Below are 18,909 nucleotides of genomic sequence, written 5' to 3' on the forward strand. Positions count from 1 at the left end.
ATGAGCCAAGAATTTCATTTTGACATTGATAAAATTGCTAACAATGCCATCAGCAAAAGCGACAAAACAACGGAAATCATCGAAGCCAACACGACTCAAGGAAATGGTCAGCTCACTTTTCTAGAAAAGCTGACTCCTGAGCAACAGAGTGCGATTACGGCTAAAGCCCCTCAGCTTGTTGATAATTTCGTATCGGACCAAAATGCCTTGCTGGACTTTGGCCAATCTGCTGTCGAAGAAGTCAACGGTACTGTCAATCGTATCTTGGCCGAGCAGAAAAAATTACAAATTCCCCAGGTAGATGAGCTCTTAAAAAACACCAACAAAGAACTCAATGGCTTTGTCGCAAAATACAAGGATGCTCAAGTAGCAGAATTGGACAAAAAGCCTAATTTCCTGGAAAAACTCTTCAAACAGAGCAAAAACACTCTTCAAGAATTCTATTTCGACTCACAAAATATTGAGCAGAAAATGGACGGCATGGCTGCGACAGTCGTCAAACAAGAAGATGTCCTGGCTCGCAATATTGTTTCTGCTGAAATACTGATTGAGGATAATACCAAATCGATTGAAAACCTAGTCGGAGTTATTTCCTTTATCGAAGCTGCTCAGCAAGAATCTGGCAATCGAGCGCTCAAGCTGCAGGCTGAAGTCGCTCAGCTAGATATGACAACTGTTGACTATCAAGTCAAATCGCAAGAATTAGCCCGAATGACAGAGGTGGTCAATACCCTAGAGCAGCAACACACTGAATATGTCAGCCGTCTCTATGTGGCTTGGGCAACCACTCCTCAGATGCGCAATCTGGTCAAGGTTTCCTCTGATATGCGCCAAAAGCTTGGAATGCTCCGTCGAAATACTATTCCAACTATGAAACTGTCTATCGCCCAGTTAGGCATTCTCCAGCAATCCATGAAGTCTGGTCAGGTAGCTGACGCCATCTCGAATGCCAATAACGCTGCCCTGCAAATGCTCGCCGAAACGAGCAAGGAAGTCATTCCTCAGCTGGAGCGGATTTCCCAAAGCCCTACTATTGCTGTTGAGTCTGTCACTAAGCTGGCAGAAAGCCTTGTCGCACAAAACCAAGGCATTATCGAAGCTATTGATAAAGGGCGGGAAAAACGCGCTCTGCTAGAAGCCACTGTTATCCAGTCTGCAGAGACCATCAACAACTCTGTCAAACTGCGTGATCAAAAGATTATCCAAGCCTTGCTGGACCAAGGCAAGGAAGCCCAGAAAGAATTAACTACGGAATAAGTAAAAGAGCCTAGGTGGCTCTTTTAATGTTTTACTTTTTAAATGATAAATACAGTCCTGTCTTCCGATTGTCCCTTTAAAACAAGCAACTTTCCAACAGTTCTTTATTGCGCAGCTGGGCTAGCCAGTTGTCAGGAATCTCGTCCAAACCATAGATAATACCAGCCAAGCCGCCAGCAACTGCTGCTACTGTATCAGTGTCATCGCCCAAATTAACAGCTTTCAGGACAGTTCCCGGATAGGAAGCGCTAGTCAGTAAACACCAAAGTGCTGCTTCCAAGGTATCCACCACATAGCCACTAGAGCGAATGTCATCTTTGGTCAGCTCTGCTAAAGTTTGCAAACGAGCATAGGTCGTGCTAGTCTCTAAGTCTGATAGTATTTCCGATAGTTGCTGGCCTTTTAAGAGCCTACGAGCAATAGCCACATAAAGAAGGCAGGCCTCCACAGAAGTCGCATGGGCATGAGTAATACTGGAAACAGCTTCAATATCAGATGGACTGGCTTCCGTAAAGGCTAGGGGCAGAATCCGCATCAAAGAGCCATTTCCGTTGGAATATTCATCAGATAGACCGTGTCCTCTTGTCAAGGCTTCGCGAGTCGCATTTCCTACATCAAAAGTCCAACCATCTGGTGTATAAGCTCCCTCGAAGAGCCAATGTTTAAACCGCTGCTGCATATCGGCAGGGTCAATCTTGCCTTTTTCCCTGATAGAATCACAGGTCGCCAAAACAAGGCTGGTATCATCCGACCATGTCCCAGCCGGCTGCTGATGACTGCCGTATCCAGTCATACCGGTCGCTTCAAAGCTCCCTCTTTCTTGAAATTCATAGGGCACTCCCAAAGCATCCGCCACTGCTAGGCCATAAACTGCCGCTTTTAAGTCTTGATTCATCAACTCGCTCCTTTGTGTTTTAACTTGATTATACCATGATTAGAGAAGAAATCTTCGATAAAAACAAGCACAAAGGCTACGTTTGTTTTTATTTTTGTGTTAAAATAAAAGGTATGGACAAAATTATCAAAACTATATCAAAAAATGGGGCTTTTCGGGCTTATGTGCTGGATAGCACAGAGACGGTTCGGACCGCTCAAGAAAAACATCAAACTCAAGCAAGCTCTACCGTTGCACTTGGCCGCACACTGATTGCCAGTCAAATTTTAGCTGCAAATGAAAAAGGCCAGACCAAGATTACCGTCAAGGTCCTCGGGACCAGCTCACTAGGCGCGATCATCACAGTGGCAGATACCGAGGGCAATGTCAAAGGTTATGTACAGAATCCCGGTGTCGATATTAAAAAGACAGCCACTGGCGAAGTTCTAGTTGGCCCTTTTGTCGGCTCTGGTCAATTTTTGGTTATCACGGACTACGGCACTGGCAATCCCTATAATTCTATGACGCCACTCATCTCTGGTGAAATCGGCGAAGACCTAGCCTTCTACCTGACCGAAAGCCAGCAGACACCTTCCGCAGTTGGCCTCAACGTCCTTTTGGATGAGAATGATAAAGTCAAGGTTGCCGGCGGTTTCTTGTTACAAGTTCTGCCGGGTGCAAAAGAAGCTGAAATCGCACGCTTTGAAAAGCGGATTCAGGAAATGCCTGCTATCTCTAAGCTGTTAGAATCCGAAGACCATATCGAAGCTCTGCTGGCTGCTATCTATGGTGATGAGCCATACAAACGCCTGTCTGAAGAGGAAATCCGCTTCCAGTGCGACTGTAGCAAAGAGCGCTTCATGAATGCCTTGGCTACCCTGCCAAAGGCTGACTTAGAAGAGATGCGTGACCAAGACCACGGAGCTGAAATCATCTGTCAATTCTGCCAGACAGCCTACCACTTTGACCAAAATGACTTGGAGGAACTGATTCGTGACAAATCTTAATACCCCTTTTATGATTGGAAATGTTGAAATTCCCAATCGTACAGTTCTGGCGCCCATGGCTGGTGTAACCAACTCTGCTTTCCGAACCATTGCAAAAGAGCTGGGAGCAGGTCTCGTCGTTATGGAAATGGTCTCTGACAAGGGCATCCAGTACAACAACGAAAAAACCCTCCACATGCTCCACATTGATGAGGGCGAAAATCCTGTCTCTATCCAGCTTTTCGGCAGTGACGAAGACAGCCTAGCCCGCGCAGCGGAATTTATCCAAGAAAACACCAAGACAGATATCGTTGATATCAACATGGGCTGCCCAGTCAACAAAATCGTCAAAAACGAAGCTGGCGCTATGTGGCTCAAGGATCCTGAAAAAATCTATAAAATCATCAACAAGGTCCAGTCCGTTCTGGATATCCCTCTGACAGTCAAGATGCGGACTGGCTGGTCCGACAGCTCACTGGCTGTAGAAAATGCTCTAGCCGCCGAAGCGGCTGGCGTTTCAGCCTTGGCTATGCACGGCCGTACGCGTGAACAGATGTATACCGGTCATGCCGACCTTGAGATCTTGCACAACGTAGCCCAAGCCCTGACAAAGATTCCTTTCATCGCCAACGGTGATATCCGCAGCGTGCAAGACGCCAAGCAGCGTATCGAGGAAGTCGGTGCTGATGCTGTCATGATTGGCCGTGCAGCTATGGGAAATCCCTACCTCTTTAACCAAATCAACCACTACTTTGAAACAGGCGAAGTATTACCCGACTTGACATTTGAGGACAAGATGACGATTGCTTACGAGCATCTCAAACGTTTGATTGACCTTAAAGGAGAGCGCATCGCTGTCCGAGAATTTCGTGGTCTAGCGCCACACTACCTTCGTAGTACTGCTGGAGCAGCTAAGCTCCGAGGCGCTATTTCTCAGGCTGAAAGTCTAGCTGAAATTGAAGAACTCTTGCAAATTCAAAAATAAAAACAAAAGGAAGCCATTTGGACTTCCTTTTCATTATATTTAGTGCTGAGATACCACAACGCTTGTTACTGATCCATCTGCTCCTGTTGTAATCTGCAGATTGGCATTTCCTTGTCCACTTAACTGAGCATTGTATTTTCCGTCATCCAGAGTATAAGAGTAGGACGCAATGGAGTAATTACCAGTCTTTCCATCAGCAGACTGGACTGTAAACTGGCCGTTGCCTGAAACGGTCACCGTGTTTCCGTTGGCATCTTTCCAAGTACCAGCTGCTGCTGAGAAATCTCCATCTACCATGGTCAGAACTCCCTTGTAACGAGCGTTACTTTCTGCCTGTTTATTCTGAAGTTGGCGGTTACTTTCTGGTGCTTGGGCTGGCTGAGTCTGTTGAGTCTGAGTGCTTTGTCGGCCTGAAGCCTGCTGAGGCTGCACTTGTTGGGGCTGACTTACCTCGACAGCTGGCTGTTCTTGACTCGCAGGGATTTCAGCTTGGCCAGACTGGCCAACTGCTCCTGCTGAGGAAGCGCTACTGCTAATCTTAGGGGCACTGCTGATCTTGCTAGATGATGCAGTTTTCGAGCTAGAAGAGGTCTGAACGGTCTTGCTAGAGCTAGTACTTACAGTGCTTTCTTCTTTCTTACCACATGCTCCTAAAAGCAAACTGGAAGCCAGAACCGCAACAGTCATTAATTTTCTATAAGTCCTTGTTTTCATCTTTGTTCTCCTTGTAATAATTTGAAATCCTTTTGTAATATTATTGTAACATTCTAGGTTTGCTTTGTCAATTATTTAGATAAGAGTGTTCCAAATCTTTTCATCTATGCCGAATCACTTCCTTTCAACTTTCTATTCTTGGCATGGTTGATAGGCTTCTACTTATATATTCGTAATTAAAAACGAAAAACAGGACATTTCTATCCTGTCATTCAAATAAATAATCAGCATTCTTTTAGTCTGCTTTTTCTACTTTCAGCTGATCAACTTTTCTCGGTATTTTCTTGGGCACCCGCTTGACTCTAGTCTCCGCTAGGTATTCTCCAAATTTGACCAGAAAATGATAGCTAGTAGATGTCCAGCTTGTCTCTGTCCTTGACAGTGATCGGATTAGCTACCTTAGGAGCCATTTCTCCGTTAGCCTTGTACATCCAGTTGCCCCCCTGACTTCACCCATTAATGGAAGTAATAAATCATCTTTTCCTTCGACCTTGTCAACCTTCTAGCACAATGCGGATGCTGATTTGGCACTCTTTTTTGATAGAATCATTAGCCAAAACGGTTGACAAAAAATGGTTTGGATAAAATGACGAACAAACGCAGTCACGCTTTTTTGCTCAATATTCTCTGGAGCTGTCCCATATTCTTATAAGCTGAACAAACCCTTTAAATACCTGAATCTTGCTCAAGTATCCAGTCGAATCAGTTCTGTTAGTCCCTGATCTCGGTAAAGCAGGTCATTTCTGACTGAAAATCCCAGCTCCTGCCAAAAACGGTTGCCCTGTTGGTTTTTTTCAAAAACGACTAGCGATACTTTATGGATGCCAAGCCTTTTAACTGCTGATAAAGCCTGATTAACCAGCGTCTTTCCCACTCCTTTTCTACGAAAGTCTGGCTGGACAGCTGTATGATAAATGTAAGCCCGACGTCCGTCTGTTCCAACTAGAATAGCACCGATAAAGCGTTTGTCCTCCAAGGCAACTAAACAGGTCTCAGGATTACGCTTCAAAAAGCGGGCAATCCCTTCTTTAGAGTCATCCAAATTATTGAGCCCCAGACCGGCACAAGACAGCCACAGCTGATAGACAGAACCCTAATCCCCTTCTGTCATCACACGAATTTCTATTGCAAACATCCTTCCCTAGGCCACTTCAAACTTGAGCTGGCCAGCCTTGACTCCAACCTTAAGCGTTTGACCCGCCGCCAAATCTCCAGTCAGGAGCAACTCAGACAGCTTGTCCTCCACCTGCGTCTGCAGGGTGCGGCGCAGTGGTCGCGCTCCCATTTCCGGATCATAGCCTTCTTGAGCCAGTAGTTTCAGGGCATTAGCTTGGAATTTAAGAACGATGCCTTGCTCTGCCAGACTCCTAATCAACGGTTGCACCATAATCTTGACTACTTCCTGCATATCCTCAGCAGACAGACTGTGGAAGACCACTTTTTCGTCAATCCGGTTGATAAATTCAGGCCGATAGGTCTTTTTCAATTCTTCCAGAATGCGTTTTTCCATATTGGCCTGATCAAAGCGGATATCACGCGCCCCAAAACCAACCGTCTTATCATCCCTCAGGGCCGTAGCCCCCAGATTGCTGGTCATGATAATAATGGTATTGGAGAAGTCCACTTTACGCCCCTTGCTGTCAGTCAGCTGGCCATCATCCAAAACCTGCAAGAGGACATTGAAAATATCTGGATGGGCTTTTTCTACCTCGTCAAAGAGGAGGACAGAATATGGACGGTTGCGAACCTTCTCAGTCAACTCGCCCCCTTCCTCATAGCCTACATAACCCGGAGGCGCTCCGTTGAGGCGACTCGCAGCGAATTTCTCCATATATTCGCTCATGTCAAAGCGAATAAGGGCTGATTCATCATCAAAGAGAACTTCTGCCAAGGCCTTAGCCAACTCTGTCTTTCCGACACCCGTTGGTCCCAGAAACATAAAGGAACCTATTGGGCGTTTGCCAGTGCGGATGCCCGACTGATTGCGACGGATAGCTCGGCTGACAGCCGAAACGGCCGCATCCTGTCCGATGACCCGCTTGTGCAGTTCTTTTTCCAAATTGAGATATTTTTTAGCATCTGTCTGAGTCAATTTCTGCACAGGAATACCAGACAAGCGGCTAAGTGTTTCTAAGATATCTCCTTCTTCCACCTTCAGCTTGTAAACAGCCGGCTCCTGCTCTTTTGCCAGTAGCTGGCTGACTTTTTTCAGCTTTCCAGCCATCAAAGCCTGATCCACAGGCGTTAAATCAGACTGCTTATAATCCTGCGGTCCCTTATTTTGCACAGTTGCACTGGCCTCATCCAAAAGGTCAATGGCAGAGTCTGGCAAATGCTTGCTGGTCAGATAGCGATGAGCATACTTGACTGCTGTTTCAATCGCTTGATTGCTGATGACAACCTTGTGATGCTCTTCGTAGCTCTTTCTCAAGCCCTGCAAAATAGCAATGCTGTCAGCCACCGTAGGCTCTTCAATAGTGACCTTGGCGAAGCGACGAGATAAGGCGGCGTCTTTTTCGATATGTTTCTGATACTCTTCCTGGGTCGTAGCTCCAACTGTCCGCAAGGTTCCACGAGCTAAGGCTGGTTTTAAAATATTGGCCGCATCCAAGGTCGAATCAATCCCACTACCAGACCCCATGATGGTATGCAACTCATCGATAAAGAGAATGACATGCCCGTCTTCTTCGATATCATTGATGATGTTGTTCATCCGCTCCTCAAAGTCTCCGCGAAAACGAGTTCCAGCAACGACATTCATCAAGTCTAGTTCCAAGACGCGCATCTTAGCAAGTTCTGCCGGAACTTGACCAGCTGCCACGCGTTGAGCCAAGCCTAAAGCCAGAGCCGTCTTACCAACCCCAGCATCTCCAACCAGTACCGGATTGTTTTTAGTCTTGCGACTGAGAATCTGAATCATCCGAGAAATTTCCTCATCCCGTCCAATGACTGGTTCCAAGCGACCAGCCCGAGCCAGTTCTGTCAAATCCCGAGTATAGTCTTCCAGACCACCACTGGTTGAAGGAGGCATGCCCATCATATTCGCCATGGTTTGCTTGACCGCCATCATCCCCTTATTCAGACTGCGGATAGCCTTGATTTCTTCCTTGCCCCAGCCAGCACATTGTTCTAGGAGCTTGCGAAGATTACTGATTTTCGGACCATTGTTCTTATCATCATAGCTAAAACCAGTAGATTCTAGGACTCTAGCTGCCAATGTTCCCTGATCAAACAGAATAGCTAACAAAACATGCTCGGTCCCTAGACTTTTAGCATGAACAGCCTCGGCAATCTGAGTAGCTTGGGCAAATAGTTCTTCCATTCTGTGAGAAAATGGCAAAAGTTCCAAACGCCCATTCTCCTGATACTTCTGCCCAGTAATCTGCAAAGCAGCTTCCTCAAAATCATCAATCTCCATCGGAAATTCGTTTAAAACGGAACCTGCTACACTGTAAGGATTGTTGGCCAAAGCAATCAGCAAATGCCAAGACTCCAAATAATCCGTATCAAAATGGCCCGCTAAAATCTGAGCCGCCTCCAAACTTTCAATTAAGGCTTTTGAATATTTCATCTGTGGTTACATTCCCTTTCTGTCTAATTGCTGTAAAATTTTCTTCAACATGCGGGCTCGTATGGCTGGTGCATCATTCCCCAACACCAGATCCGAAGCAGTCGCAAGAAGAAGATTCCCCTCACGTTCCGTCATTATCTTCTCATCGAATAACAGCTGGATCACATCTGTAAAAATTTGCTGGCTGATCCGCTCTCCCACATTGTCAAATAAATCGCAGAACATTTGATGCCGATCTGAAAACTCTATCTTGCCAATCCGGATATAACCGCCACCACCGCGCTTGCTTTCCACAATGTAACCGCGACTTTCTGTAAAGCGAGTCTTGATAACGTAGTTGATCTGACTGGGAACCACCTGAAAAACATCAGCTAGTTCACTTCGCTTCAGCTCGACAATACCAGCCTGAGCCAGAATGGACTTGATATATTCTTCAATACTGTCTGATGTGTTTTTTGCGCTCATAGCTTGCCTTTCTAGTTTCTTCAGCCGATAAAACAGCTCATCTCAAAACCAAATGTCTAACATTGACTATCTTTGACTTTTATTATACCGAAAATGTTCGGATTTTAAAAGGAAAAGGGCTGAATGAACGTCTAAAAACATTTGATGATTCAAACTAGTAAAAAACGCAAAAAGTATGGGACTCTCAGCTTGCCCAGCCTCCTTACAGATACAGAGAACACAACTTTTACCTGCTCTTCATTACTTGACTTGGTTAGCCTTATCGGCCATATTTGTTGAGCAATGCAGTCAAATAAGCAAAAAGAAAAAACTCAAAAAGATTTTTAAAATCTCTTTGAGAATTTTTAATCTATGCTTGCCAATGTTTAGCAGGGTCAAAAGCCTCTCCTACAATTTCTGAGCTACCTAATTCAATAATCCCACGTTTCTGCGGTGCATTTGGCAACTGAAGCTCCCGCGGACTGCACATCATACCGAAACTCTTTTCGCCCCGAAGTTCACCAGGAAAAATGAGATTGCCTTTCGGCATCATAGCGCCAGGCAAAGCCACAATCGTCTTGAGACCAACCTTGGCATTAGGGGCACCAGCAACGATTTGAACCGTCTTGTCAGCTGCCACCTGCACCTGACAAATATTAAGGTGATCACTGTCAGGATGGGCCACCATTTCAAGGATTTCCCCAACAACAAACTTAGGCTCTGGGTCCTTAACCAGCTCAGCTGAGAAGCCTTCTTTGGTCAATTCTTGGTTGAGAACCGCGACTTGTTCGTCCGTCAGATAAACTTGGCCACAGCCTTCAATATTCATCCGATTAGACACCTGGAAAATATTCCAAGCCACTGTTTGGCCGTTATCCTCCCGATAAATACGCGCGACATTTCCTTTGCGCTCAGCGGTCAGTTTAGCTCCCTGATTGTTGGCAGCAATAACCATGAGGACATCTCCGACATGCTCTTTGTTGTATGTAAAAATCATTTGTTCCTCCAAAAATACTTTTAAAACTTCTTATAAATTCGCTAAAAAATCATTGATTTGACTCTTGGTCTTGCGGTCGCGATTGACATACCGACCAATTTCTTGCCCATTTTCCAAAACGATTAGACTCGGAATCCCGTAAACATCCCATTTTTGGGCGACAGCCATATACTGATCCCGATCCACCTCAACAAAAGTAAACTCAGGATTTTCAGCTTCAATTTCCGGCAGGAAGGGCTTGATAAATCGGCAGTCCCCACACCAGTCAGTCGTAAAAAAGAAGACAGTCTTCCCCCTATGCTCTACATAAGAAGCCAGTTCCTCTATGTTTTGGGGAATAATCATCACTCTTCCTCGTAAGTTAGCTGCCCATTCTCATAGACGAAGGTAAAATGGCGGTCATCTTCTAGAACAACTCCTCCGACCATACGACTGTCGGTTGACTCATAAAGCTCCACATAGACTGTTGCGATTGGTCCACGGCTAGAAAAAAAGTCCCGTACAGTCCGAACAATTTCTTCTCTATTGCGTAATCTTTTCTGCTCCTGCACGACCTTAGCAGCTCCAAAAGCCAAGGCGCTAGCTCCCAAAAGGGCTGTTGTGGTTAAAATAATTTTTTTAGCTTTCATGTAGAATATTTTAACACAAAAGAGCAGAGGCGACAAACAATATTATAGATTTCTCATCTTCTTTTAATCCGACCTGTTATTCTCTTTGAAAAAGTGATAAAATAGGGAACAGAAAGAAGGTAAGTTTATGACAACATTATTTTCAAAAATCAAGGAAGTAACGGAGCTTTCTGCTATTTCTGGGCACGAAGGACCTATTCGCAACTATCTGCGGGAAAAAATCACTCCTCACGTTGATGAGGTTGTTACCGACGGTCTAGGCGGCATCTTCGGGGTGCGCCATGCAGAAGCTGAGAATGCTCCCCGCCTTCTGGTTGCGGCTCACATGGACGAGGTTGGCTTTATGATCAGCGAGATTAAGCCGGACGGAACCTTCCGCGTAGTAGAAATCGGTGGCTGGAATCCATTGGTCGTGAGTAGCCAACGCTTCAAACTCTTTACCCGTGAAGGTCGGGAAATCCCTCTTATCTCAGGCTCTGTCCCTCCTCATCTGACGCGTGGTGCTGGCGGACCTGTCATGCCACAGATTGGCGATATTGTCTTTGACGGCGGCTTTGCGGACAAGGCAGAAGCCGAAAGCTATGGTATCCGTCCGGGAGACACGATCGTGCCAGACAGCAAGGCTATTCTCACAGCTAACGGTAAAAATATCATCTCCAAAGCCTGGGACAACCGCTATGGCGTCCTTATGGTCAGCGAATTAGCTCAAGCCTTGTCTGGACAAGAACTAGGTAACCAACTCTATGTCGGCGCCAATGTTCAAGAAGAGGTTGGCCTGCGTGGTGCCCATGCTTCAACAACAAAATTTGCCCCTGAGGTCTTTCTCGCTGTGGATTGCTCCCCAGCAGGCGACATCTATGGCGGTCAAGGAGCTATTGGCGACGGAACGCTGATTCGCTTCTTTGACCCTGGTCATCTCATGCTACCAGCCATGAAGGACTTCCTCCTGACAACCGCAGAGGAAGCTGGTATCAAATATCAATACTACTGCGGCAAAGGTGGAACCGATGCTGGCGCTGCACATCTCCAAAGCGGTGGTGTGCCGTCTACTACGATCGGTGTCTGCGCCCGCTATATCCATTCCCACCAAACTCTCTATGCCATGGATGATTTACTGCAAGCCCAAGCCTTCCTGCAAGCGCTGGTCAAAAAGCTGGATCGCTCAACCGTGGACACGATTACCAACTATTAACGATTGATCACCCATTCGGGTGATTTTTCTATAAACTGAAGATCATCTTTGCAAGTTTTCTACCTTCAAAACCCAAAAATCTCTAATCTTTTGTTATAATTTTTAGCGGAGGTAAAAACAAACATGGAAAAAATTGCTTTTGATTCTGAGAAATACTTAAACCTGCAGCGCGACCATATCTTGGAGCGCATTAATCAATTTGAGGGCAAATTGTACATGGAATTCGGTGGTAAAATGCTGGAAGACTTCCATGCTGCCCGCGTCCTGCCAGGCTATGAGCCGGACAATAAAATCAGACTGCTCAAAGAACTCAAGGACCAAGTGGAGATTGTCATTGCTATCAATGCTAATAATATTGAGCACTCGAAAGCCCGTGGTGACTTGGGCATTTCCTATGATCAGGAAGTTCTGCGCCTCATTGATACCTTTAATGAGCTGGATATTTATGTAGGCTCAGTGGTCATCACCCAGTATGCCGGCCAGCCAGCAGCCGACCTCTTCCGCAGTCAGCTAGAAAGGAACGGAGTTGACTCCTACATCCACTACCCAATCAAAGGCTATCCTACCGATATAGACCATATCATCTCGCCTGAAGGTATGGGCAAGAACGACTATATCAAGACCAGTCGTAATCTGGTCGTGGTGACCGCACCTGGTCCTGGTTCTGGTAAATTGGCTACTTGCTTGTCCAATATGTACCACGACCAAATCAACGGTATCAAGTCAGGCTATGCCAAGTTTGAAACCTTCCCAGTTTGGAATCTGCCCCTGCATCATCCAGTCAACTTAGCATACGAAGCCGCTACAGCCGACCTCGACGACGTCAACATGATTGACCCTTTCCACCTGCAAACCTACGGAAAAACCACCGTCAACTACAACCGTGATATCGAAATTTTCCCAGTCCTTAAGCGCATGCTAGAACGTATCCTTGGAAAATCACCTTATGCATCCCCAACGGATATGGGCGTCAATATGCTCGGCTTTGCCATTGTAGATAATGATGCTGCTATCGAGGCTTCCCAGCAGGAAATCATCCGCCGCTACTACCAGACTATTCTGGACTTCAAGGCGGAGCGGGTCTCTGAATCTGCTATCAAGAAAATCCAACTCTTGATGAATGATTTGGGCATCACACCGCTGGATCGGAAAGTAACCGTGGCTGCGCGTGCCAAGGCTGAAAGCACTGGTGACCCCGCTCTGGCTTTAGAATTGCCAAACGGTGAAATCGTAACCGGTAAGACCTCTGAGCTCTTTGGCCCTACAGCTGCTGTCTTGATTAATGCCATTAAGAAATTAGCCAACATCTCTAAAGAGACCAAGCTGATTGAGCCTGAGTATGTCAAACCAATCCAAGGCCTGAAAATCAATCATTTGGGCAGCCGCAATCCACGCCTCCACTCCAATGAAATCTTGATGGCTCTGGCTATCACAGCCATGGAAAATCAAGATGCCGCACACGCTATGCAGCAGTTGGGCAACCTCAAGGGCAGCGAAGCTCATTCGACCGTGATGCTGACGGATGAAGACAAGAATGTCCTGCGCAAACTGGGCATCCATATCACCATGGATCCAGTTTATCAGTATGACCGTCTCTATAGAAAATAAGAATAGGCACTCGCCAAACAGGTGCCCCGCACAAGAATCATCAATCCTATGAAAACCAGCGCCTCAAAACGCTGGTTTTTTTACTGCATTTAACTGGTAATCACTCCATTTATATGTTAAGTGCTTCTATGCTTTTAGTGACGAAAGCACCTCCTAAAGCATTGCGGTCTATCATCTGAAAACAAAAGCAGTCTACATAATCGGAGAAAAAACAAAAACTACAGAATGATTGTCAAATCTTGATCTCTTTCAAGTTTTACATTCTTCTGTAGTTTTATGTATACTATTTTAAAAAATTATTTTTATAGATTACATCATGCCGCCCATCATGCTTGGATCCATAGCTGGTGCTGCTGGCGCAGGTTCTGGTTTGTTGGCCACAACAGCTTCTGTCGTCAAAATCAAGCTAGCTACTGAAGCGGCATTTTGCAAGGCTGAGCGCGTCACCTTGACTGGGTCAATAATCCCAGCTTCAATCATGTTGACCCATTCGCCAGTCGCGGCATTAAAGCCTGTACCTGCTTCAGAGTTTTTCAGGCGGTCAATGACGATTGAACCTTCAAAGCCTGCATTCAGAGCGATTTGACGGACAGGTTCTTCCAAAGCGCGGAGGACGATGTTACGGCCAGTCGCTTCATCACCTGTTAATTCAAGGGCAGCTACTGCACCCAATACGCTGACAAAGGCTGTACCCCCACCAGACACGATTCCTTCTTCCACTGCGGCACGGGTTGCGTTAAGGGCATCTTCAATGCGGAGTTTCATTTCTTTGAGTTCGGTTTCGGTTGCAGCTCCAACCTTAATCACAGCTACACCACCGGACAATTTAGCCAGGCGCTCTTGCAGTTTTTCACGGTCAAACTCAGAAGTGCTGCTTTCAATCTGTGACTTAATGACTGCCACACGGTTAGCAATGGCTTCTGGATTGCCGGAGCCTTCCACAATCACAGTGCTGTCCTTATCAACAGTGACTTTAGAAGCTTGTCCAAGCGCTTCAATCGTAGCATCTTTGAGCTCCAGGCCAAGATCATCTGTAATCACTGTTCCACCAGTCAAGATGGCAATATCTTCCAACATAGCCTTACGACGATCGCCAAAGCCAGGTGCCTTGACAGCTACGACATTAAAGGTTCCGCGAATCTTGTTAAGAACCAGCGTTGGCAGAGCTTCTCCGTCCACATCATCTGCAACAATCAAAAGCGGACGGTTGGTTTTCAAGATATTTTCCAATAATGGCAGAATCTCTTGAATGTTAGAAATTTTCTTGTCTGTAATCAGGATGTAAGGATTGTCCAGTTCGGCTACCATTTTTTCATTGTCAGTTACCATATATTGAGACAAGTAGCCACGGTCAAACTGCATTCCCTCAACTACATCCAGCTCAGTTTCCATTCCTTTGGACTCTTCAATGGTAATGACGCCATCATTTCCAACTTTTTCCATAGCTTCAGAGATATATTCACCGACTTTCTCGCTGCGAGAAGATACGGCAGCAACCTGAGCAATAGCTTCCTTGTTAGAAACTGGAACTGAGTTAGATTTCAGGGCTTCAACAGCTGTCGTAACGGCTGCTTCAATCCCGCGGCGGATACCGATTGGGTTGGCACCAGCAGTTACGTTTTTGATTCCTTCGCGGACAATAGCTTGGGTCAAAACGGTTGCAGTCGTTGTTCCGTCCCCAGCAATATCATTGGTTTTTGAAGCGACTTCTGATACCAACTTAGCACCCATATTTTCAAAATGGTCTTCCAATTCGATTTCCTTGGCAATGGTCACACCGTCATTGGTGATGAGGGGTGAGCCAAAAGATTTTTCCAAAACAACATTGCGACCTTTAGGACCCAAGGTTACCTTGACAGTATCTGCTAAAATATCCACACCACGAACCATTGCACTGCGTGCATCTGATGAAAATTTAATATCTTTTGCCATTTTTAAACCTCTTTCTTAGATTTTTACTCCACAATTGCAAGAATGCTTGCCTCTCCAACGACCAAGAATTTCTCATCCCGATCTTTGACTTCAATGCCAGCATGGCTTTCAACTAAAACCTTATCACCTGGCTTGACACTCGGTGCGACCAGGTCTCCGTTTAGCGTACGGATCCCTTGGCCGACTGCGATGACTGTCGCTTCTTTTGTCGCTTCTTGCCCTGCACCAGCAATGACAAAGCCACCAACTTTCTGTTCTTTTTCTTCTACTTTTAAGACCACACGGTCACCTAACGGTTTTAACATGATTTTCCTCCAAAGATTGAATTTTAGCACTCTATCTATATGAGTGCTAATCTATAGTTAATATTGTATCACTTGGTCAGAAATAGTCAAGAAAAAAACTTTACCGAATGGCAAAGTTTTTTTTGGGGGGGAAAGTTAAATGGAAACCTTATTGAGCTAACTTCAGTTTCTCTTCAAAATCATCAATAACCTTTTGTAAATTCAGTCTACCCTTGTAGATGCCATAGCCAAAAACTAGCATGGCAAGGATTCCCAAAATAGCCAAGATAACACCGATGATGAACAGAAGCAGATTGGTTCGATGAAAGAGATAGATCAGGACAAAACCGATACTGGCAATGGTGAAGAAGAGACTAAACCAGCGTCCGAGATTTTCAATCATATGCTTTTGGTATCGAATTTCTGTTTCATAGCCTTGAATCAATTCCTGTTCTGTCATGATTTTTCCTCTTTTTCTTAATATTGGAGACCTGGGTTAAAGAAGCCTGCCAGTACTCCAAGGAAGGCGATAACAACTAGAATGAGCATCACTTTGATTGGAGAAAGGTTCTTCTTAGCCATGAGCCACCAGCAAAATACGATAAAGACAGCTGTCAAGAGGCCTGGATAAACACCGTCCAATTTATCTTGCAGGACAAGGTAAGGCTCTTTTTCACCCGGATTGGTCAATTGAAAGGCAGTTTTGATTGGTACCCAAGTTGCTGCAACGGCACCGATAACCATCCCGCCGACAATCCCAACAGATTTACGGATAGCTTGGCCCTGTTCTCCCACTAGGAATTCAACGGCCTTATCTCCCAACTCATAACCTTTAAAGTAGGCGAAACGCATACCGAAATAAGCCAGCAGGTTCCAAACTAGGATATAGAAGATGGCACCGACAGGTGAGCCTCCATTTGAAAGCCCCATTGAGATCCCCAAAATAACTGGAATCAGGGTCCCAACGACCAGAGAGTCACCGATACCGGCAACCGGCCCCATCAAGCCAGCCCGAAGTCCGTTGATGGTTTCGTCATTTACTGCTTCTGCACCATTAGCACGCGCTTCTTCCAAACCAGCTGTGATCCCAACGACCAGAGTACCCAGCTGAGGTTCTGTGTTGAAGAAGGCTGTATAAGTGTGCATAGAACGTGCTTGCTCTTCTTTCGTATCGTACAATTCTTCCACGATTGGCAGCATAGAGGTCAAGTAACCAAAAGTCTGCATGTGCTCTTGAGAGAAGCAGGTCAGGTGACCATAGTACCAGTGGTGGAATGATTTGGTCAATGTTTTTTTAGATATTTTTTTAGTTGCCATCTTAGATATCCTCCTCGTCATCATCGTCAAAATCACCTACTGCCACAGCACCGGCTTTGGCATTTTTCGCCATCTGTACTTCATAGAAGAGCAGAGCAAAGATTAGTGATACAACTGCACTAGACACAAGGTTGAGGCCAAGTGAGGCAGCCAAGGTAAAGCCAACGAAGAATGGGACAAAGTCTGTCACCTTTTCAACGATTTGTTTCAAGAGAATCGCAATACCGACACATGGAAGGAGAGAACCTACTGTAAAGAGGGTTTTCATTGGCAGACCATCCATTGGGAGGGCATCTTTCAGAGCTGTAACGGCATCAGCACCGTAACGGCAAAGAATCAGAGTTGGCAAGAAAGAGAAGAGGAAGTGGGAAACCCATGGAAGGTACCAGTCAACTGCATACAATTTTTTGTATTCTCCCTGTTCGACTGCTTTCCAGCCCATGTGTTGCCATACCAAGTTCATTGTCGCTGTTCCGTAGAAGAGAACCGTTCCTAGTGTACCAACCAGCACACCCATTGATTTCGCAAAGTCAGCAGCCTGCTGCGCATCTGAAATCCCTTGTGACTTGATCGCAACCATTGCCAAAGGAATACCAATATAAGAAACTGCACGGACATCAGCCGAAACAGTACCGCCAGGCGTTACCAGCGCGATATACACCAACTGCATGGCCACCCCACAAACGATCCCTAGACTAACATCTCCTAAAATCAAACCACAGACGAGCCCTCCGACAAGCGGACGTCCAAGTGTATAGTTACCAATACTTGAGCCACCCATACCCGGCATAGAAGACAAACTAGCAAAGATACCGAGTATTGCGGCTTGCAACCAAGAAATTGTCATAATCTTTCTCCTTTAAGTAAGATTGAGCAGTCGCAGGCACATAGTTCAAACTCCCTCAAACAGACCTTGTTGCCTAGCAAGGCTATAGAAAGCCAAAAACTTTGTCCTGCTTAGTCTCTGCTCCTGTTTAAAAACCAAATTTAGCTTTAAAATCGCTCCAGTAACCGATGGAAACGTCTGGAAGCAGCTGGAATTTTACCTTGTAGCCTGCTTTTTCAATCGCTTCAATCGCTTCAGCTTCTTCTTGTGTGATGGATTGATTGTTGCCCAGCTTGACAGCTCCTGGACGGTCATTGGCTGGTCCGACGATGATTTCTTTGACATTGCCCGGCACATAGCCTTGGTCCACCAAGATTTCTTTCATATCAATCGGATTTTTGGTAATCAAGAAATAGCGGCTGTCAGATTCAGTTACCTTGCCAGATTTTTCTTTGAAGGCTTCCTTAGTCCAAACGAAAGTTTTCTTGTCAGAAGCCCCTTTATAGGCTTGGATCAAAACTTTGTTACTTGCCGCTGCATCATTGACTGCGATCAGCCCATCGCAAGGATATTCCTTAGCCCAACGAGTGACAGTTTGACCGTGGATCATGCGGTCGTCAATCCGTACAAATGTTACTACCATTTTGAATCTCCTATCTAATTTAGTAAATGAATAACCCTTTTAAATGTCGTCGTCTTCCTCATCATCGTCTGATGAGACTTCAAACTCCTGCAAGGCTGCCGTCGCTTCTGAAAGAATCGTCTGAGCAAGGTCTTTGCCTTCCAGCATATCCTTCATCACAAGCCCAGTGAGCCCCATCGTCAGATTCAGCCCTCCAAGAATGACTGCCGAATCCAATTTGCCTAATTCTGCTAGAACACTAGCCGCTGTTGTCAGAGGACTTCCTCCCACAATATCGGCCAAAACCAAAACAGAATCATCTGCTTCCAAACCTGCCAAGGCTTGACGGAAATCAAGAGCAAAATCATCGACTGATTTTCCCTCTTTCAGACCCACGGCGATGATTTGGTCTGTTTTATCCCCGGCAAACATCTTCAAGGAGCTCTGTACGCCTTCAGCTAGCCCCCCATGACTGACCAGTACAAGATATTTCATGCTTCTTGCCTCCTTATTTTCTTGATTCTATTTTACAAAAAACGAAACCGCTTTCCCATTGTCAAATGTCACTTTGAAAAGATGACAAATGTTAGTTTAGATATGACAAATGTCATATTGGTCTAGGCAACTTAGAAAATAGGTTCTTTATATTTATTAACGGATTACAAGCGAGC

Annotated in this window: 21 protein-coding genes and 1 pseudogene; 5 read left to right on the top strand and 17 right to left on the bottom strand. The window is 45.6% G+C overall.

The genetic code is table 11. From position 1 onward, the window contains the following. Positions 1–1,257 carry a toxic anion resistance protein gene (locus AC5FEC_RS07565; RefSeq protein WP_493661804.1) on the top strand — a complete coding sequence of 419 codons (1,257 nt, stop codon included), beginning with the start codon at positions 1–3 and terminating at the stop codon, positions 1,255–1,257. Between the two features lie 76 nt (positions 1,258–1,333). Here the strand turns inward: AC5FEC_RS07565 and AC5FEC_RS07570 are convergent, their stop codons facing one another. After that, positions 1,334–2,152 carry an ADP-ribosylglycohydrolase family protein gene (locus AC5FEC_RS07570; protein WP_493661805.1) on the bottom strand — a complete coding sequence of 273 codons (819 nt, stop codon included), beginning with the start codon at positions 2,150–2,152 and terminating at the stop codon, positions 1,334–1,336. Between the two features lie 113 nt (positions 2,153–2,265). Between AC5FEC_RS07570 and hslO the strand changes: the two genes are divergently transcribed. Next, positions 2,266–3,138 carry an Hsp33 family molecular chaperone HslO gene (hslO, locus tag AC5FEC_RS07575; protein ID WP_493661806.1) on the top strand — a complete coding sequence of 291 codons (873 nt, stop codon included), beginning with the start codon at positions 2,266–2,268 and terminating at the stop codon, positions 3,136–3,138. Next, a complete protein-coding gene (dusB, locus tag AC5FEC_RS07580) occupies positions 3,125–4,102 on the top strand; it encodes a tRNA dihydrouridine synthase DusB (protein ID WP_493661807.1) in 978 nt (325 codons plus the stop codon). Before hslO ends, dusB begins: the two co-directional genes overlap by 14 nt. A gap of 39 nt (positions 4,103–4,141) precedes the next feature. On the opposite strand, the gene AC5FEC_RS07585 is transcribed toward dusB, so the two are convergent. The 9 genes and pseudogenes from AC5FEC_RS07585 to AC5FEC_RS07625 all read right to left on the bottom strand — a co-directional run bounded on the left by AC5FEC_RS07585 (position 4,142) and on the right by AC5FEC_RS07625 (position 10,457). Next, a complete protein-coding gene (locus AC5FEC_RS07585) occupies positions 4,142–4,816 on the bottom strand; it encodes a DUF6287 domain-containing protein (protein WP_037615701.1) in 675 nt (224 codons plus the stop codon). Positions 4,817–5,051: 235 nt separating this feature from the next. Beyond that, a pseudogene (locus tag AC5FEC_RS07590) lies at positions 5,052–5,165 on the bottom strand (NUDIX domain-containing protein); the annotation flags it as partial. Beyond that, a complete protein-coding gene (locus tag AC5FEC_RS07595; protein ID WP_493661819.1) occupies positions 5,164–5,247 on the bottom strand; it encodes a hypothetical protein in 84 nt (27 codons plus the stop codon). The gene AC5FEC_RS07595 and the pseudogene AC5FEC_RS07590, both read right to left, overlap by 2 nt. Before the next feature lie 254 nt (positions 5,248–5,501). Beyond that, on the bottom strand, positions 5,502–5,894 hold the full coding sequence (locus tag AC5FEC_RS07600; RefSeq protein WP_493661820.1) for a GNAT family N-acetyltransferase: 393 nt from the start codon (positions 5,892–5,894) through the stop codon (positions 5,502–5,504). A 63-nt stretch (positions 5,895–5,957) separates the two neighbouring features. After that, entirely contained in the window at positions 5,958–8,387 is a 2,430-nt protein-coding gene (locus AC5FEC_RS07605; protein ID WP_493661808.1) for an ATP-dependent Clp protease ATP-binding subunit, read from the bottom strand. A 6-nt stretch (positions 8,388–8,393) separates the two neighbouring features. After that, positions 8,394–8,852: a CtsR family transcriptional regulator gene (locus AC5FEC_RS07610; RefSeq protein ID WP_037615706.1), complete on the bottom strand. Its 459-nt coding sequence runs from the start codon at positions 8,850–8,852 to the stop codon at positions 8,394–8,396. Positions 8,853–9,201: 349 nt separating this feature from the next. After that, positions 9,202–9,828 (bottom strand): YtpR family tRNA-binding protein, encoded by a 627-nt coding sequence (ytpR, locus tag AC5FEC_RS07615; RefSeq protein ID WP_493661809.1) that lies wholly within the window; start codon positions 9,826–9,828, stop codon positions 9,202–9,204. Between the two features lie 30 nt (positions 9,829–9,858). Then, positions 9,859–10,173 (bottom strand): thioredoxin family protein, encoded by a 315-nt coding sequence (locus AC5FEC_RS07620; RefSeq protein ID WP_493661810.1) that lies wholly within the window; start codon positions 10,171–10,173, stop codon positions 9,859–9,861. Continuing rightward, positions 10,173–10,457 carry a DUF4651 domain-containing protein gene (locus AC5FEC_RS07625; RefSeq protein WP_037615715.1) on the bottom strand — a complete coding sequence of 95 codons (285 nt, stop codon included), beginning with the start codon at positions 10,455–10,457 and terminating at the stop codon, positions 10,173–10,175. The genes AC5FEC_RS07620 and AC5FEC_RS07625 overlap by 1 nt, the downstream gene beginning before the upstream one ends. Before the next feature lie 127 nt (positions 10,458–10,584). Between AC5FEC_RS07625 and pepA the strand changes: the two genes are divergently transcribed. Both pepA and AC5FEC_RS07635 read left to right on the top strand, forming a co-directional pair. After that, a complete protein-coding gene (gene pepA / locus AC5FEC_RS07630; protein WP_493661811.1) occupies positions 10,585–11,649 on the top strand; it encodes a glutamyl aminopeptidase in 1,065 nt (354 codons plus the stop codon). A gap of 123 nt (positions 11,650–11,772) precedes the next feature. Continuing rightward, positions 11,773–13,257: a DUF1846 domain-containing protein gene (locus AC5FEC_RS07635; protein ID WP_037615720.1), complete on the top strand. Its 1,485-nt coding sequence runs from the start codon at positions 11,773–11,775 to the stop codon at positions 13,255–13,257. 309 nt (positions 13,258–13,566) lie between these two features. Here the strand turns inward: AC5FEC_RS07635 and groL are convergent, their stop codons facing one another. From groL to AC5FEC_RS07670, 7 genes are all read right to left on the bottom strand, one after another. Further along, positions 13,567–15,189 carry a chaperonin GroEL gene (gene groL / locus AC5FEC_RS07640; RefSeq protein WP_493661812.1) on the bottom strand — a complete coding sequence of 541 codons (1,623 nt, stop codon included), beginning with the start codon at positions 15,187–15,189 and terminating at the stop codon, positions 13,567–13,569. Between the two features lie 23 nt (positions 15,190–15,212). Beyond that, positions 15,213–15,494 (bottom strand): co-chaperone GroES, encoded by a 282-nt coding sequence (gene groES / locus AC5FEC_RS07645; RefSeq protein ID WP_493661813.1) that lies wholly within the window; start codon positions 15,492–15,494, stop codon positions 15,213–15,215. A 148-nt stretch (positions 15,495–15,642) separates the two neighbouring features. Continuing rightward, positions 15,643–15,933: a DUF202 domain-containing protein gene (locus AC5FEC_RS07650; RefSeq protein WP_217473484.1), complete on the bottom strand. Its 291-nt coding sequence runs from the start codon at positions 15,931–15,933 to the stop codon at positions 15,643–15,645. Positions 15,934–15,950: 17 nt separating this feature from the next. Beyond that, positions 15,951–16,790, bottom strand: a complete 840-nt coding sequence (locus tag AC5FEC_RS07655; RefSeq protein WP_217473485.1) for a PTS system mannose/fructose/sorbose family transporter subunit IID — start codon at positions 16,788–16,790, stop codon at positions 15,951–15,953. A gap of 1 nt (position 16,791) precedes the next feature. Beyond that, complete coding sequence (locus AC5FEC_RS07660; RefSeq protein ID WP_217473486.1) at positions 16,792–17,637, bottom strand: PTS mannose/fructose/sorbose/N-acetylgalactosamine transporter subunit IIC; 846 nt, start codon at positions 17,635–17,637, stop codon at positions 16,792–16,794. A gap of 127 nt (positions 17,638–17,764) precedes the next feature. Beyond that, complete coding sequence (locus AC5FEC_RS07665; protein ID WP_304949126.1) at positions 17,765–18,259, bottom strand: PTS sugar transporter subunit IIB; 495 nt, start codon at positions 18,257–18,259, stop codon at positions 17,765–17,767. 39 nt (positions 18,260–18,298) lie between these two features. Next, complete coding sequence (locus AC5FEC_RS07670; RefSeq protein WP_037615755.1) at positions 18,299–18,733, bottom strand: PTS sugar transporter subunit IIA; 435 nt, start codon at positions 18,731–18,733, stop codon at positions 18,299–18,301. Positions 18,734–18,909: the final 176 nt, after the last annotated feature.

It is taken from the genome of Streptococcus sp. STC1396 (assembly GCF_058933875.1).